Here is a 16568-nt window from a genome sequence, read left to right as displayed (position 1 = left end):
TCAGGCCTCCCGGCTACGGGCACACATCATCGTTGCTTCGCACACAACTTTACCGTCGACCAGCGCAACCCCTTTAAAACGGGTCAGGCCACGGCGCGTTTTCTCGAAAGTCACTTCCATGATCATCTGATCGCCCGGCACGACAGGACGCTTAAAGCGTGCTTCGTCAATACCCGCGAAATAGTACAGTTCGCCTGGTTCCAGTTTTCCTACGCTTTTAAATGCGAGGATACCGGTGGCCTGCGCCATCGCTTCCAGAATCAGTACGCCAGGGAAAATAGGTTTGCCCGGGAAGTGGCCCTGGAAGAAAGGCTCATTAACGGATACATTTTTCACTGCGCGCAGAAAACGACCTTCTTCAAAATCCAGCACGCGGTCAACCAGCAGAAACGGAAAACGGTGCGGCAGAAGTTCTAAAATCTCTTCAATATGCAGAGTATGAGTGTTAGTAGTCAAAATACTCTTCCTGTCAAAATATACTAAAAGGCAATAATAACACGGCCTGTCGCAATCGTATGAATGGGACAGGCCGAAAAGTCAGACATGCAAAAAAGGTGCTTTAGTCTTGTTGATTAACCTTGCGCTCAATCGCTTTGAGGCGCTTGCTCATATCATCAATATTCATCACCAGTGCAGCTGTTTTACGCCATACCTTATTGGGTTGTAGCGGAATGCCTGAGGAGTAGACGCCAGGTTCCGTGATAGGACGCATCACCATACCCATGCCAGTTACCGTGACTTTGTCGCATATTTCCATATGCCCATTGATCACGCTGGCGCCGCCAATCATGCAGTAACGGCCAATCTTCAGGCTACCCGCCATAATGACGCCACCGGCTACCGCCGTATTGTCGCCAATCACAACGTTATGTGCAATCTGGCACTGATTATCAATGATAACACCATTACCGATCACAGTATCGTCCAGGGCACCACGGTCAATGGTAGTACAAGCGCCGATCTCGACGCGATCGCCGATAATCACGCGACCAAGCTGCGGGATCTTCACCCAGTTACCGCGATCGTTCGCGTAACCAAATCCATCCGAACCGACGACAGTGCTGGATTGGATCAGGCAATTCTCACCGATCTGAATGTCGTGGTAAATCGTCACGTTCGCCCACAAGCGAGAACCTGCGCCGATTTTTGTATTTTTCCCGACGAAGCAGCCTGCGCCAATAACCACGTTATCGCCCAGTTCTACGCCAGACTCAATGACCGCATTTGCGCCCACAGAGACATTTTTACCCAGCTTCGCCGTCGCATCGATCGCTGCACTCGGTGCAACGTTTTGTGCGGGCTGCGGCGTGGTATCTAAAATTTGCGCCATACGAGCATAGGTCAGGTAGGGATTCTTCACTACCAGCGCTGCACTCTTAGCAAAAGGAAGATCGTCCTGCGTCATGACAACGGCAGAAGCCTGGCATACGCCTAAGTGTTCACGGTACTTAGGATTCACCATAAACGTGATATTGCCAGTTTGCGCAGATTGCATGGACGCTACGCCGGTGATGACGATATCGCCATCACCGTGTAATTCTGCATCCAACTGCTCTGCTAAATCAGCCAGTCGAATTGAAGGCATTACTTATTTAACCTGTTTCAGTACGTCAGCGGTGATGTCTTTTACATCGCTGCTATTGTATGCAACGGTGTTTGCGTCAACGACCAGATCGATGCTCTGGCTGTTAGCAACAGATTTCACAGCTGTCTGGATACGAGTAACCAGTTTGCCACGTTCTTCGTTGGAACGACGCGCACGATCCTGCTCAAAAGCCTGAGCTTTCTGTGAGAAAGTCTGACGCTGAGCCATAACGTCTTTTTCCAGCTTGGTACGATCGCTACCCGCTTTCATTGATTGCAGACGCTGCATTTTAGATTGCAGATCGGATTCCATACGCTGCAGTTCGCTGGCACGGCCTTTGAACTCGTTTTCCAGCGTAGCGGAAACACCTGTCTTCTGTGCAACCTGTTGGAACAGGCTACCCATGTTGACGATTGCAATTTTGTCAGCGGCCTGTGCGGACGTTGCCATCGCTAAACCGAGACCTGCAGCTAATAACCACTTTTTCACAATTAACTCCTTACCATCCCATTTGCACCCGAAGGTACAGTTCTTTGCGTGGCCAGGCGATCCCATGCAAGATCGCCTAAAGTCAGCGCTACACTACCACTACATTCCTTTGCGAAGAACAATTACCAGGTTTTACCAATGTTAAACTGGAACTGTTCCGCTTTGTCTCCATCGTACTTCTTGAACGGTTGGGCGTAGGAGAAAACCAACGGCCCCAATGGGGACATCCATTGTAAAGCGATACCTGCTGACATACGGATATTGCTCGGATCGCTATAGTCCGGTACATCCGACGGCGCAGATGACGGATCCCAGTTCGTATCCCAAACGGTACCCATATCCCAGAAGAACGAGGTACGGACCGAGTTGGCATACTTGTCGCTGATGAACGGCGTCGGGGTAATAAACTCCAGGCTGGCGACAGCCATGGCGTTACCACCTACCGCATCATCAGATTTACAACCAGCTTCCTGAGTACAGTCTTCGTAATCATTATTATCGTCCCAGCTCGTGTGGGCGCCATTTTTATAAACAGCTTTCGGGCCGATAGTATTCGACTGGAAACCACGCACGGTACTGGAACCACCAGCATAGAAGTTCTCGTAGAACGGCATCTCTTTGCTACCGATGCCATCACCATAACCCCACTTGGTACGGCCCAGGACAACCCATTTGTGATCGTCATCAATCGGCACGTAGGTCGCGGTATCCATCGACAATTTGTAGTATTCGTTATCAGAACCCGGAATGGTCACTTTACCATTCAGGTTGACACGCGAACCGTCTGTCGGGAAATAACCACGGTCTAACTTGTTGTACGTCCAACCGTAGTTGAAGGTGAAGTCATCAGCGGCAAAACTGCTGGTATCAGCAGGTTGTCCCATCGACTCAAGATAACGATCCATCGCGATCTGCGGCTGCATGTTGGACAGTTTGTTATGTACATAACCCAGGCCAGCACGCAGCGTATTGTATTCGTTAACCGGGAAGCCGAGCGTTACGTCAGTACCATAACTTTTGTTGGTATAGTCGGACAGGTCTGCATCATCCGCTTCAAAGTCGTTATAGAAGACGCGACCGCCAAGGCTCACACCGTCAACGGTGAAGTACGGGTTGGTGACAGACAACTCAGTATAGGTCTGGTAGTCGTTTTTGGTGCCGTTAATCCCGACGGAATAACCGGTACCTAACCAGTTATCCTGCTGAACGCCCGCCTGGAAGCTCACGCCGCTCTCGGTACCGTAACCGACGCCGAAGTTAAAGCTACCGGTGTTACGCTCTTTCACCTTATAGACCACATCAACCTGATCCGGACGGCCCGGAACACGCTGAGTATCGGTATCGACGGTTTCAAAGTAACCCAGACGGTTCAGACGTTCTTTACCCTGGTCGACCAGATCGCTGCCCAACCATGCACCTTCCATCTGACGCATTTCGCGACGCAGAACGGAGTCTTTAGACGTGTCGTTACCTTCAAAGCGAATCTTACGCACATAGAAACGGTTACCCGCATCCACATTTACGCGTAATTTAACGGTTTTGTCGGCATCGTTGATTTCAGGCTGCGACTGTACGCGCGGATAGGCATAGCCATAGCGCCCCAGAAGCTTCTTGATATCATCTTCCATTTTGGTCACTTTGGTGCCGTTATAGAGTTCGCCTGGCTCGATTTTGGTCAGGCTCTCAATTTCGGCGGAGTGTCCGGCCAGGTTACCGCTCACCTCTACCCCAGAAAGCTTGTACTGATCGCCTTCAGTGATGTTAACGGTGATGTAGATACCTTTTTTATCCGGCGTCAGGCTCACCTGGGTAGAATCGATATTAAAGCGAGCATAACCGCGATCCAGATAGTAGCTGCGCAGGGTTTCGAGATCGCCCGCGAGTTTCTGTTTCTGGTATTTACGATCGCCCACTACGTTCCACCACGGCACTTCATCACGCAGTTGGAAGTGAGAGATAAGTTCGTCAGTCGAGAAGGCATGGTTGCCGACGATATTGATCTGTTGGATCTTCGCCGAAACACCTTCCTGGAAGACCAGTTTGAGGTCAACGCGGTTACGCGGCAACGGCGTTACCACCGCTTTCACACTGGCGCTGTACTTACCGACGCTATAGTAGAAATCTTCCAGGCCTTTTTCGATATCGGCAAGCGTGGTGCGATCCAGAGACTCGCCAACACGTACGCCAGACGCCTCGAGGTTTTGCTTCAGCATGTCGTCTTTCACCGATTTGTTACCGGAGAAAGTAATGCTGGCAATCGTCGGACGTTCTTTTACCTGAACCAGAAGGGTATCACCATCGCGCAGGACGCGGACATCCTCAAAGTTACCGGTGGCGAACAGAGCACGAATGGTATTACTGATGTCTTCATCATTAACCGTGTCGCCTGTGCGCACCGGCATACTGAGGAGAGCCGCACCAACGGCGACTCGCTGTAGGCCTTCGAAATGAATGTCCTTCACTACGAACCCTTCAGCACCGTATACGGTGGCGCTGCTAAACAGCAGCGACGCTATGAGCAACTTTTTCATCGCCATCGTTATTATGCGTTCTTCCTAACACTCTCTTACAACCGAGAGAAATCATTGAAAAGTGCAAGCCCCATTAACAACACCAGCAAGATAGAGCCAATGCGATAACTAAAGTCTTGAACCCGCTCGGATACCGGACCGCCCTTCAGCTTTTCAATCGCCAGGAACAGCAGATGCCCCCCGTCAAGAACGGGCAACGGAAACAGGTTAATTATCCCTAAGTTCACGCTGATAAGCGCAAGGAACATCAGGTAATAAATCACCCCGAACTCCGCTGACATCCCAGCCCCCTGGGCGATAGAAATCGGCCCACTGAGGTTGTTCAGTTTTACATCACCGGTAATCAATTTTCCCAGCATACTGACCGTCAGCTTCATCAACTGCCACGTTTTATCCGAGGCTTCGACGATGGCGCTGAAGGGTCCATACTGGCGTACAGTCTTATACTCATCAGGCAGAGGAATAATTTTAGGCACCACGCCCGCAAAACCTTCTGCCTTCCCGTTAACCTGTTTTGAATCCGGGGTTAACGTTAAAGACAAGGAACTGCCTTGTCTTTCAATATCTAGCGCTAACGGCTTATCCGGATTATCGCGCACCAGCGTCACGAACATCATCCATTGCGTCAGCGGCTGACCATTGACTTTAACGATCCTGTCGCCAGCTTGCAAACCCGCCTTACTTGCAGCCGAGTTAGCCTGCACTTCTGACAGCACCGATTCAATCTGCGGACCGCGTGGGCGAATCCCTAAACTGGCGACGGGATCCTGTTTGTCTGGCTCAAATGCCCAATGGCGCAAATCCAGCGTTTTGTCCTGCCGCTGGTTACTGCCAAACTGCGCCACGCTGAGCGTTGTATGCTCATCGCCAATTTTGGAAACCAACTGCAGTCTCACGGCATCCCAATCAGGGGTTTCGATACCATCAACCGCTTTTAGTTCCGTACCAGGCTGAATTTGCGCCTGCGCAGCAATCGAGTTGGGTGTTATTTCACCAACAACCGGACGAACGCCAGGAACGCCAATGATAAACACCAGCCAATAAGCGAAAATAGCAAAAAGGAAGTTTGCGATCGGACCTGCGGCGATAATAGCCGCGCGCTGCCCAACCGTTTTATTGTTGAAAGCGTAATGGCGCAGCTCCGGTACCACCGGTTCAGCGCGCTCATCCAGCATTTTGACGTAACCGCCGAGGGGGATTAGAGCGATGACGTATTCTGTACCCAGTTTATCGGTACGACGCCAAAGCGCTTTTCCAAAGCCAATGGAAAAGCGCTCAACGCGGACTCCGCAGCGCCGTGCAACCCAGAAATGACCAAATTCATGCACGGTGATAAGCACACCGAGTGCGACGATGAATGCAGCCAGATTCCAGAGAATACTCAGCATAAGACCATCCGTTAGAGCGTCCTGAATACCAGTAACAACAGGCAGGCAAAGACCGGTACCGCAGCCGTCAGGCTATCAATACGATCCAGAATACCGCCGTGTCCTGGAATTAAGTGACCACTGTCCTTAATACCTGCTTCACGCTTAAACATACTCTCAGTCAGGTCACCCAGCACGGAGGCCAGGGCTGCAACGATGGAGCAAATGAGCAAGGTGACAGGCGCAACTTCAAGATTCGCCCACATGCCATAACCCCATGAGATTACGGCCGCAGTGGCGAGTCCGCCAATAAAACCCTGCCAGGTTTTACCAGGAGAAACCTTCGGTGCCAGTTTGTGTTTGCCAAACAGCTTACCAAACATATACGCGCCAGAGTCCGCTCCCCAGACGAGGATCATGACATACAGCAGCCATAGCGCGCCACTATAATGATTTTCATCATAGTGCCATGCCCGTAGCGCCAGCATTCCCCAAAAGAAAGGAACAATGGTTAGCACGCCGAAAATTATGCGTAATGTTTTGGAATTACGCCAGACCGACGCAGAACCTGGGTAAAACAGTACCAGTAACAGCGCGACGATCCACCAACCCAGCGACGCCCATAGCGATACTTCAACCAGCGGCTGATGAATATTGCGATGGTATTCTGGCAGTAAAAATAGCATTAGCGCCAGCAAGAGCCCGCACAAAACCGCCAGCCAGACTCGCTGTGTACGCGTGGTAAAACCGCTTAACTGTCCCCATTCCCAGGCGGCCAACATACAGACAACCAGCGTAACAATGGCGAACCCCACCGGCGGCAGCAAAAACAACGCCGCGATGACAACGGGTATTAAAACAAAAGCAGAAATCAGGCGATACTTCAGCAAAAGCGACCCCCATCAGGCTTTTTCATCACCGGGCTCGGTGCCGCCGAAACGACGCTCACGATTAGCAAAGGCATGCAGCGCACCTTCAAAGTCTTGTTCATCGAAATCGGGCCAGAGAACATCCGTAAAGTAAAGTTCGGCATAGGCAATTTGCCACAACAAAAAATTACTAATTCGATGTTCTCCCCCAGTCCTTATCACTAAATCCACAGGGGCCAGTTCATGCATACAAATTTGCTGCCCAAGCATCTCTTCATCGATTTGCTCTGGGCGCAGCAGACCTTCCTGCACCTGTTGTGCCAGTTGCCTGACTCCCTGGACAATATCCCACCGTCCACCGTAATTGGCTGCAATATTCAGCGTCAACCCGGTATTCTGGGCGGTAAGCGCTTCTGATTTGCGAATCCGTTCTTGCAAACGTGAGTTAAATCGACTGATATCCCCGATAATACGCAGACGTACGTTATGGCGGTGCAGGTTTTTCACTTCGCTATCAAGCGCCCACACAAACAGTTCCATTAACGCGCTCACTTCCTGCGCAGGTCGGTTCCAGTTCTCACTGCTAAAGGCATACAGCGTTAACGCATCAATACCGTTATTGGCAGCAAAAGAGACAGCCCGGCGGACGGATTTTGCTCCGGCCTTATGCCCAAAGGCGCGAATCTTCCCTTGCTTTTTCGCCCAGCGGCCATTGCCATCCATGATGATTGCAACATGGCGGCAACCATGTGCTGGCAAATTTTCGCTTAATGGTTTAGTTGCAGACAACATAACGCGTTTTTAGTCCCTGAAAGGATTTACGGTACTCAGGAATACTGAAGCCCATCCACAAAAAAGCCGTGTCAAACCACGGCTTACCCGACCGAAAAAAAGCAACTACCCGCGATCGAGTGGCGCAGACTATATCACTGAAGCCCAACGCTAACAAATAGCACGATCTTCCGTAGAGGGATTATCATCAGCTTGAGAGTCGCATCACTTCTTTTCTGGCGACTTCCCGCGCGATGGTATCAACCTTCAGCACGTCATCAACGCTCTGCGGCTCCTGCAAATCCATCTTATCCAGTACGGATAAATTAAGATCGGCAATATCGGTAAATCGAATCTGCTGCGCCAGAAATGCGGCAACGGTAATTTCATTTGCGGCGTTCAGTGCGGTCGTTGCCGCCTGCCCTTGCTCAAACGCGTCCATCGCCAGTTTCAGGCACGGATAGCGCTGATAATCAGGTGCGGAAAACGTCAACGCACTGAGTTGGCAAAAGTCGACAGGCTTAACGCCAGACGTCACACGTTCCGGCCATGCCATCGTATGGGCAATAGGTGTACGCATGTCAGGTTCCCCCAACTGCGCCAGAACGCTGCCATCCTGATAACGTACCATCGAATGAATAACCGACTGCGGATGAATCAGCACTTCCATCTGGCTTGCGCTGGCATTGAATAACCAACGCGCTTCAATGTATTCCAGACCTTTATTCATCATGGTGGCTGAATCGACAGAGATTTTTCGTCCCATCGACCAATTCGGATGACGACATGCCTGATCGGGGGTCATAGCAACCAGATCGCGCAATGGCGTTTCACGGAAAGGGCCACCAGACCCGGTAAGCAGCACGGACACGACGCCGTTTTGCTCAAGGTCAGCGTATCCCAGATTGAGTTGGATCGGTTGCGGTAAACTCTGAAAAATCGCGTTATGCTCGCTATCAACCGGCAAAAGCTGCGCTTTGTGGCGTTTCACGTCGTCCATAAACAGACGTCCGCAGGTGACCAGAGACTCTTTGTTCGCCAGCAAAATGCTTTTGCCCGCGCGGATTGCCGAAAGCGTCGGCAGCAAGCCCGCTGCGCCGACAATCGCCGCCATAACCTGATCAACATCATCCAGCGCGGCCATATCACAGGCAGCCTGCTGTCCACTCATAACTTCAGTGCGGCTACCCTGCTCCAGCAGAGCCGATTTTAGCAATGCCGCGCTTTTTTCATCGTCCATTACCGCATAGCGAGGAGAAAATTCCAGGCATTGCTCCACCATACGGGCAACATTCTTACCCGCAACCAACGCAGCAACACGAAATTTTTCCGGGTTATGGCGTACTACATCCAGCGTACTGCAACCAATGGAACCGGTTGATCCCAGGATGGTTAATTGCTTCATGAGACATCCAGAAAAATAGGGTATAGGCAGAAAAAAGCAAAACGCCGCCATCCAGCCTTTGCAGGCCTTCTAAGCGGCGTTTTTAGCGTACAGATGAATCAGAACTGCATCAGTTCCGTTTCTTTCTCTGCCAGCGCCGCATCAACTTTCTTGATCGCTGCGTCAGTCAGTTTCTGTACTTCGTCCTGAGAGCGGCGATCGTCGTCTTCGCTGATCTCTTTATCTTTCAACAGCGCTTTCACTTTGTCGTTTGCATCGCGGCGTACGTTACGTACGGCAACACGCGCGCCTTCAGCTTCGCCACGCACGATCTTGGTCAGATCTTTACGACGCTCTTCGGTCAGCGGCGGCAGCGGAACGCGGATGTCGGAACCCGCTGAACTTGGATTCAGACCAAGGTCGGAAGCCATAATTGCTTTTTCAACGGCTGGCCCCATGGAACGGTCAAACACGTTGATTTTCAGGGTACGGGAATCTTCAACCGTTACGCTTGCCAGCTGGCGCAGCGGAGTCGGCGTGCCGTAATATTCCACGACAATACCATCCAGCAGGCTAGGAGAAGCACGGCCCGTACGAATTTTGCTGATTTGATTTTTGAACGCTTCGACGCATTTGTCCATGCGTACTTCAGCATCTTTTCTGATATCGTTGATCACGTTACGAATCCTTGAAAGCTCGTTTCAGTCAGACCACACCCACCACGCAAACTGTGACAAGTATAGTCTTGATTAATTTTGAGGGACGTATCCCGCGACATTAAAGCGGAATATTACCTGCATTTAGCCGCAACGGGAATTATTCCGTGATTAACGTGCCTTCTTTTTCACCCATAACAACACGGCGCAACGCACCCGGTTTGTTCATGTTAAAGACACGAATCGGTAATTTGTGGTCACGAGCCAGCGTGAACGCCGCCAGATCCATCACTTTCAGCTCTTTATCCAGTACTTCAGTGTAGGTCAACTGTTCGTACATGGTCGCCGTAGGATCTTTAGCCGGGTCGGCAGTAAATACGCCGTCCACTTTGGTAGCTTTCAGTACCACATCCGCTTCAATTTCAATACCGCGCAGACAGGCTGCTGAATCAGTAGTGAAGAACGGATTGCCGGTACCCGCAGACAAAATAACAACGCGGTTGTTACGCAGCAGGCTGATAGCTTCCGCCCAGCTGTAGTTATCACACACGCCGTTCAGAGGAATGGCGGACATCAAGCGAGCGTTCACATAGGCGCGGTGAAGCGCATCGCGCATCGCCAGACCGTTCATTACGGTGGCTAACATGCCCATGTGGTCGCCCACAACGCGGTTCATCCCTGCTTTCGCCAGACCAGCACCACGGAACAGGTTACCGCCACCAATCACTACGCCAACCTGAATACCCAGCTCAACCAGCTCTTTGATTTCCTGAGCCATACGGTCAAGTATGCTTGCATCAATACCGAAGCCTTCTGAACCTTGCAGAGCTTCGCCACTTAACTTAAGCAGAATACGTTTGTAGACGGGTTTTGCATTGGTAGCCATGTTTCTTTCCTGAGACTGTCAACGAATGAGATGAGTTAATTCCGGCGACATTGTATGTCGCTTTTCAGCATGACCACTATAGCGGTTCGCTGAATTTACAAGCCAGACACAAAAAGAAGCCGCCCTCAGGCGGCTCCTTTAAAAATTAAGACTGCTTGGACATCGCAGCAACTTCTGCTGCAAAGTCAGTCTCAACTTTCTCGATGCCTTCACCCACTTCGAAGCGGATGAAACCAGTTACGTCAGCGTTGTGCTCTTTCAGCAGCTGACCAACAGATTTGCTCGGTTCCATAACGAAAGGCTGGCCAGTCAGAGAAACTTCGCCGGTGAATTTCTTCATACGGCCTTCAACCATTTTCTCTGCGATTTCTTTCGGCTTGCCAGACTGCATGGCGATGTCCAGCTGAACCTGGTATTCTTTCTCTACCACTTCAGCAGAAACGTCTTCCGGCTTAACGAATTCTGGTTTGCTTGCAGCAACGTGCATTGCCAGCTGTTTAACCAGTTCTTCGTCAGCGCCAGTAGCAGCGACCAGAACACCGATACGCGCACCGTGCTGGTAGTTACCCAGAACTTCGCCTTCCAGGGAAGCCACGCGACGAATATTGATGTTCTCACCGATTTTAGCAACCAGCGCAACACGTTCTTCTTCGAACTGTGCTTTCAGAACTTCAACGTCAGTGATTTTGCCAGCAACGGCAGCGTCCAGTACTTTGTCAGCAAATGCCTGGAAACCAGCATCTTTAGCAACGAAGTCAGTCTGGCAGTTAACTTCCAGAATGAAAGCGATGTTGCCGTCGATTTTGGTTTTGATTACGCCGTCAGCAGCAACGTTGCCTGCTTTTTTCGCCGCTTTGATTGCGCCGGACTTACGCATGTTTTCGATTGCCAGCTCGATGTCGCCATTAGCTTCAGTCAGTGCTTTTTTGCAATCCATCATGCCTGCGCCAGTACGCTCACGCAGCTCTTTTACCAGGGATGCGGTAATTTCAGCCATTCTAAAATCCTCGGAAGATTTGATCTGCCCGGCATGAAACCGCACAGATTTAAAAGTGAAAAAGGGGCCTAAAGGGCCCCTAACCAAACGTGATACTACCTGGTTTATAAGGGGGCTCGAACGAGCGTGCCTTATTATTCAGCTTCTACGAAGCTTTCTTCCGCCTGGGAAGCCAGATCCTGAGAACGGCCTTCACGAACGGTAGTAGCTACAGCGCCCAGGTACAGGGTCACAGCACGGATTGCGTCGTCGTTACCCGGGATAACGAAGTCAACACCGTCCGGATCAGAGTTGGTATCAACGATAGCAAATACCGGGATACCCAGGTTGTTTGCTTCTTTGATAGCAATGTGCTCGTGGTCAGCATCGATTACGAACAGAGCGTCCGGCAGACCGCCCATGTCTTTGATACCGCCCAGGCTGTTTTCCAGTTTCTCAAGCTCACGAGTACGCATCAGCGCTTCTTTCTTGGTCAGCTTTTCGAAAGTACCGTCCTGAGACTGAGTTTCCAGATCTTTCAGACGTTTGATGGACTGACGAACGGTTTTCCAGTTAGTCAGCATACCGCCCAGCCAGCGATGGTTCACGAAGAACTGGTCGCAGCTGTTAGCAGCTTCTTTCACCGCTTCGCTTGCAGCGCGTTTAGTACCAACGAAAAGGATTTTACCTTTACGAGCAGAGATCTTGTTCAGTTCAGCCAGAGCTTCGTTGAACATCGGTACAGTTTTCTCAAGGTTGATGATGTGAACTTTGTTACGCGCACCGAAGATGAACGGCTTCATTTTCGGGTTCCAGTAACGGGTCTGGTGACCAAAGTGAACACCAGCCTTGAGCATGTCGCGCATGGAAACAGTTGCCATGATAAAAACCTCTATATATAAAAGTTGGGGTTAAGCCTCCACGCATCCCATATTACCGACCCCAAAGGGCACCCCGGAATATGTGCCGATACGTGTGTGTTGTTACACAAAGTGAGATTTGTCGCTCCCGTCCATCGTGTGTAGTCTTCGAATGGATCGGAAGTCCGGCGCGCTTTATACCACAAATACGCCACCGACACCAATAATTGTTGGCACTCAGTGCTGAATTGAACGATGAATTTCGTGTTACAGGCAGGCGGCAAATTTTTGAATCCCCGGGAGCCTACGACCAGTAAGTGACTGGGGTAAAAAATGTAGCCAACGCACCTGTGGCACGAAAGGCGAAGTTCAGAATGATTCTCAATTTGGCAGGGTACACCCCTGACTGATACCATTGTCAGCACTTACACAATTATTGCCGAAAATAATCGGCACTGATGGACAGAATTCATGGCTATCTCAATCAAGACCCCTGAAGAAATCGAAAAAATGCGCGTCGCTGGCCGTCTGGCGGCGGAAGTACTGGAGATGATCGAACCGTTTATCAAACCGGGCGTCAGCACCGGCGAACTGGATCGCATCTGTAATGACTATATCGTTAATGAGCAGCAGGCCATTTCCGCGTGCCTGGGCTACCACGGTTACCCTAAATCCGTGTGTATCTCGATTAACGAAGTGGTGTGCCACGGGATCCCGGACGACGCGAAGCACCTGAAAGATGGTGATATCGTGAACATCGACGTGACCGTGATTAAAGACGAATTCCACGGCGATACCTCCAAAATGTTTATCGTCGGCAAACCCACCATTCTGGGCGAACGTCTGTGCCGTGTAACGCAGGAAAGCCTGTATCTGGCGCTGCGGATGGTTAAACCGGGCATCCGCCTGCGCACGTTGGGCGCTGCGATTCAGAAATACGCGGAAGGCGAAGGCTTCTCTGTAGTACGTGAATACTGCGGTCACGGTATCGGTCGCGGCTTCCACGAGGAGCCTCAGGTTCTGCACTACGATGCGGACGACGGCGGCGTGGTACTGCAGCCTGGCATGACTTTCACCGTAGAACCGATGCTGAATGCCGGTGATTACCGCATCCGCACCATGAAAGACGGCTGGACGGTGAAAACCAAAGACCGCAGCTTGTCTGCTCAGTACGAGCATACTATTGTGGTGACGGAAAACGGCTGTGAGATCCTGACGTTACGCAAGGATGACACCATCCCGGCGATCATCACTCACGACGAATAATGTTTTGCCTGATGGCGATGCATTCGCATCTTATCAGGCCTACAAATTACCCCTTTACTCAAAATCATTCGAGTTGCCTCAAGGCGGCAAGAGAGTGAATCTTCAGGAGCGTACATACAGTACGTGACTGGAGTGAACGAGCGCAGCCAACGTAGAAGCAACTTGAAGGATGAAGAGTAAATACGTAGGCCGGATAAGGCGTTCACGCCATCATCCGGCTTTTTAATGGGTGGCGCATAATGAATACTCTTCCTGAACAGCACGCAAATACAGCCCTCCCCACCCTGCCAGGCCAACCGCAAAACCCCGGAACCTGGCCACAGCACGATCTCAACTGCGCCGGCATTAAAGCGCATATCGACACGTTCCAGCGCTGGTTAGGCGAAGCGTTCGACAGCGGAATTTCCGCTGAACAGCTCATTGAGGCCCGTACCGAATTTATTGACCAGTTGCTACAGCGCCTGTGGATTGAAGCCGGTTTTGGCCAAATTGCCGACCTGGCGCTGGTTGCCGTTGGGGGTTACGGGCGCGGCGAACTGCACCCGCTTTCCGATATCGACCTGTTGATCCTCAGCCGTAAAAAGCTCCCTGACGCGCAGGCCGAAAAAGTCGGTGAGCTGTTAACGCTGTTGTGGGACGTGAGGCTGGAAGTGGGCCACAGCGTGCGCACGCTGGAAGAGTGTCTGCTGGAAGGTTTATCAGATTTAACCGTCGCCACCAATCTGATAGAAACACGCCTGCTGATTGGCGACGTGGCGCTGTTTCTTGAGCTACAAAAGCATATTTTTAGCGAAGGTTTCTGGCCGTCCGATAAGTTTTACGCCGCCAAAGTGGAAGAGCAAAATCAACGCCACCAGCGTTATCACGGCACCAGCTACAATCTGGAACCCGATATCAAAAGCAGCCCCGGCGGCCTGCGCGACATCCACACTCTACAATGGGTCGCCCGCCGCCATTTTGGCGCCACGTCGCTGGATGAAATGGTTGGTTTTGGTTTTTTGACGCTGGCGGAGCGTGCCGAGCTGAATGAATGCTTGCATATCCTGTGGCGCATACGCTTTGCTCTGCACCTGATCGTGAGTCGTTACGATAACCGCCTGCTGTTTGATCGTCAGCTCAGCGTAGCCCAACGGCTAAACTACGGCGGTGAGGGCAACGAGCCAATCGAGCGGATGATGAAAGACTATTTCCGCGTTACGCGACGGGTCAGCGAACTGAACCACATGCTGTTGCAGCTGTTCGACGAGGCGATCCTCGCTATGCCCGCCGACGAAAAGCCGCGTCCGATTGATGACGACTTTCAACTGCGTGGCTCCTTGATTGATCTGCGCAGCGATGACCTGTTTATCCGTAAACCCGAAGCGATATTGCGGATGTTTTACATCATGGTGCGTAACAGCGCAATCAGCGGGATTTACTCCACCACGCTGCGCCATCTGCGCCATGCCCGCCGTCATTTAACGCAGCCGTTATGCTACATCCCGGAAGCGCGCTCGCTGTTTCTCAGCATGTTACGCCATCCGGGCGCGGTGAGCCGCGGCCTGCTGCCGATGCATCGCCACAGCGTATTGTGGGCCTATATGCCACAATGGTCGCATATCGTCGGCCAAATGCAGTTTGACCTGTTTCATGCCTATACGGTAGATGAACACACCATCCGCGTGATGCTCAAGCTGGAAAGTTTTGCCAACGAAGAGACCCGCCAGCGCCATCCGCTGTGTGTAGATCTGTGGCCGCGCCTGCGGCAGCCGGAGCTGATTCTGATTGCCGCTTTGTTCCATGATATCGCCAAAGGCCGCGGTGGCGATCATTCAGTTCTCGGTGCTCAGGACGTACTCAAATTCGCCGAACTGCACGGCCTGAACTCCCGCGAAACACAGCTGATCGTGTGGCTGGTGCGCCAACATTTACTGATGTCAGTAACCGCTCAACGTCGCGATATTCAGGATCCCGAAGTGATTAAGCAATTCGCCGAAGAAGTGCAAACGGAACACCGCCTGCGCTTTTTGGTGTGCCTGACCGTCGCGGATATTTGCGCCACCAACGAAACGCTGTGGAATAGCTGGAAGCAAAGCCTGCTGCGCGAGCTGTACTTTGCCACGGAAAAACAGCTACGTCGTGGGATGCAAAACACGCCGGATATGCGCGAGCGCGTGCGTCACCATCAGCTTCAGGCGCTGGCGTTATTGCGGATGGATAACATTGATGAAGAAGCGCTGCACCATATCTGGTCACGCTGTCGGGCAAACTATTTCGTGCGCCACAGTCCAAATCAACTGGCCTGGCATGCGCGTCATCTCTTACAACATGACCTCAAAGAGCCGCTCATTCTGCTTAGCCCGCAGGCAACGCGTGGAGGAACGGAAATCTTTATCTGGAGTCCGGATCGCCCGTATCTGTTTGCCGCCGTTTGCGCCGAGCTGGACCGGCGTAATCTGAGCGTCCACGATGCGCAGATTTTCACCACCCGCGATGGAATGGCGATGGATACATTCATTGTGCTGGAGCCGGACGGTAGCCCGCTGTCGTCAGACCGACACGAAGCGATCCGTTTTGGGCTGGAACAGGCGATCACTCAGCGTAGCTGGCAACCGCCGCAACCGCGTCGCCAGCCGGCAAAATTACGCCATTTTACCGTCGATACCGAAGTGACTTTTCTGCCGACCCATACCGATCGAAAATCATTCCTCGAGCTTATCGCTCTCGACCAGCCAGGACTGCTGGCGCGGGTCGGGCAGATTTTTGCCGATCTGGGAATTTCGCTGCATGGCGCCCGAATTACAACAATTGGCGAGCGAGTAGAAGATTTATTCATAATCGCCACCGCCGACCGGCGCGCCCTTAATAATGAGCTGCAGCAGGAAGTGCATCAACGGTTGACAGAGGCCCTCAATCCAAACGATAAAGGGTGATGTTTTTATTTATTAT

Annotated in this window: 14 protein-coding genes; 2 read left to right on the top strand and 12 right to left on the bottom strand. The window is 51.7% G+C overall.

The window, feature by feature from the left end; genetic code table 11:
* The 12 genes from fabZ to rpsB all read right to left on the bottom strand — a co-directional run bounded on the left by fabZ (position 1) and on the right by rpsB (position 12395).
* Entirely contained in the window at positions 1 to 456 is a 456-nt protein-coding gene (fabZ, locus tag FDX09_RS04635; protein WP_003018528.1) for a 3-hydroxyacyl-ACP dehydratase FabZ, read from the bottom strand.
* A gap of 103 nt (positions 457 to 559) precedes the next feature.
* A complete protein-coding gene (gene lpxD / locus FDX09_RS04630; RefSeq protein WP_038637414.1) occupies positions 560 to 1585 on the bottom strand; it encodes a UDP-3-O-(3-hydroxymyristoyl)glucosamine N-acyltransferase in 1026 nt (341 codons plus the stop codon).
* Between the two features lie 3 nt (positions 1586 to 1588).
* Entirely contained in the window at positions 1589 to 2074 is a 486-nt protein-coding gene (skp, locus tag FDX09_RS04625; protein ID WP_016151765.1) for a molecular chaperone Skp, read from the bottom strand.
* Between the two features lie 122 nt (positions 2075 to 2196).
* Positions 2197 to 4611, bottom strand: coding sequence for an outer membrane protein assembly factor BamA (gene bamA / locus FDX09_RS04620; RefSeq protein ID WP_038637411.1), 2415 nt, complete (start codon positions 4609 to 4611; stop codon positions 2197 to 2199).
* A gap of 29 nt (positions 4612 to 4640) precedes the next feature.
* Positions 4641 to 5993: a sigma E protease regulator RseP gene (rseP, locus tag FDX09_RS04615; protein WP_038637407.1), complete on the bottom strand. Its 1353-nt coding sequence runs from the start codon at positions 5991 to 5993 to the stop codon at positions 4641 to 4643.
* An 11-nt stretch (positions 5994 to 6004) separates the two neighbouring features.
* Complete coding sequence (gene cdsA / locus FDX09_RS04610) at positions 6005 to 6862, bottom strand: phosphatidate cytidylyltransferase (RefSeq protein ID WP_038637406.1); 858 nt, start codon at positions 6860 to 6862, stop codon at positions 6005 to 6007.
* A 12-nt stretch (positions 6863 to 6874) separates the two neighbouring features.
* Positions 6875 to 7633, bottom strand: coding sequence for a (2E,6E)-farnesyl-diphosphate-specific ditrans,polycis-undecaprenyl-diphosphate synthase (ispU, locus tag FDX09_RS04605; protein ID WP_032940405.1), 759 nt, complete (start codon positions 7631 to 7633; stop codon positions 6875 to 6877).
* Positions 7634 to 7820: 187 nt separating this feature from the next.
* Positions 7821 to 9017 carry a 1-deoxy-D-xylulose-5-phosphate reductoisomerase gene (gene ispC / locus FDX09_RS04600; RefSeq protein WP_038637403.1) on the bottom strand — a complete coding sequence of 399 codons (1197 nt, stop codon included), beginning with the start codon at positions 9015 to 9017 and terminating at the stop codon, positions 7821 to 7823.
* 98 nt (positions 9018 to 9115) lie between these two features.
* Positions 9116 to 9673, bottom strand: coding sequence for a ribosome recycling factor (gene frr / locus FDX09_RS04595; protein ID WP_006686783.1), 558 nt, complete (start codon positions 9671 to 9673; stop codon positions 9116 to 9118).
* 139 nt (positions 9674 to 9812) lie between these two features.
* Positions 9813 to 10538 (bottom strand): UMP kinase, encoded by a 726-nt coding sequence (gene pyrH / locus FDX09_RS04590; RefSeq protein WP_003018549.1) that lies wholly within the window; start codon positions 10536 to 10538, stop codon positions 9813 to 9815.
* Positions 10539 to 10683: 145 nt separating this feature from the next.
* A complete protein-coding gene (gene tsf, locus FDX09_RS04585; protein ID WP_003018551.1) occupies positions 10684 to 11535 on the bottom strand; it encodes a translation elongation factor Ts in 852 nt (283 codons plus the stop codon).
* Between the two features lie 134 nt (positions 11536 to 11669).
* Positions 11670 to 12395, bottom strand: coding sequence for a 30S ribosomal protein S2 (rpsB, locus tag FDX09_RS04580; protein WP_003018553.1), 726 nt, complete (start codon positions 12393 to 12395; stop codon positions 11670 to 11672).
* A gap of 450 nt (positions 12396 to 12845) precedes the next feature.
* Here rpsB and map point away from each other — a divergent pair, with 450 nt between their 5' ends.
* Both map and glnD read left to right on the top strand, forming a co-directional pair.
* Complete coding sequence (map, locus tag FDX09_RS04575) at positions 12846 to 13640, top strand: type I methionyl aminopeptidase (RefSeq protein WP_038637400.1); 795 nt, start codon at positions 12846 to 12848, stop codon at positions 13638 to 13640.
* Positions 13641 to 13879: 239 nt separating this feature from the next.
* On the top strand, positions 13880 to 16552 hold the full coding sequence (gene glnD / locus FDX09_RS04565) for a bifunctional uridylyltransferase/uridylyl-removing protein GlnD (RefSeq protein WP_085048277.1): 2673 nt from the start codon (positions 13880 to 13882) through the stop codon (positions 16550 to 16552).
* Positions 16553 to 16568 lie beyond the last annotated feature (16 nt).

Source organism: Citrobacter sp. wls717, assembly GCF_005280955.1.
GTDB classification, from domain to species: domain Bacteria; phylum Pseudomonadota; class Gammaproteobacteria; order Enterobacterales; family Enterobacteriaceae; genus Citrobacter; species Citrobacter werkmanii.
This window is presented reverse-complemented; position numbering and strand designations above follow the sequence as displayed.

Excerpts from the sequence above, each read along its gene's own strand:
- lpxD (WP_038637414.1), bottom strand. The coding sequence starts at position 1,585 with ATGCCTTCAATTCGACTGGCTGATTTAGCAGAGCAGTTGGATGCAGAA.
- bamA (WP_038637411.1), bottom strand. The coding sequence starts at position 4,611 with ATGGCGATGAAAAAGTTGCTCATAGCGTCGCTGCTGTTTAGCAGCGCC.
- rseP (WP_038637407.1), bottom strand. The coding sequence starts at position 5,993 with ATGCTGAGTATTCTCTGGAATCTGGCTGCATTCATCGTCGCACTCGGT.
- ispU (WP_032940405.1), bottom strand. The coding sequence starts at position 7,633 with ATGTTGTCTGCAACTAAACCATTAAGCGAAAATTTGCCAGCACATGGT.
- ispC (WP_038637403.1), bottom strand. The coding sequence starts at position 9,017 with ATGAAGCAATTAACCATCCTGGGATCAACCGGTTCCATTGGTTGCAGT.
- pyrH (WP_003018549.1), bottom strand. The coding sequence starts at position 10,538 with ATGGCTACCAATGCAAAACCCGTCTACAAACGTATTCTGCTTAAGTTA.
- tsf (WP_003018551.1), bottom strand. The coding sequence starts at position 11,535 with ATGGCTGAAATTACCGCATCCCTGGTAAAAGAGCTGCGTGAGCGTACT.
- rpsB (WP_003018553.1), bottom strand. The coding sequence starts at position 12,395 with ATGGCAACTGTTTCCATGCGCGACATGCTCAAGGCTGGTGTTCACTTT.
- map (WP_038637400.1), top strand. The coding sequence starts at position 12,846 with ATGGCTATCTCAATCAAGACCCCTGAAGAAATCGAAAAAATGCGCGTC.
- glnD (WP_085048277.1), top strand. The coding sequence starts at position 13,880 with ATGAATACTCTTCCTGAACAGCACGCAAATACAGCCCTCCCCACCCTG.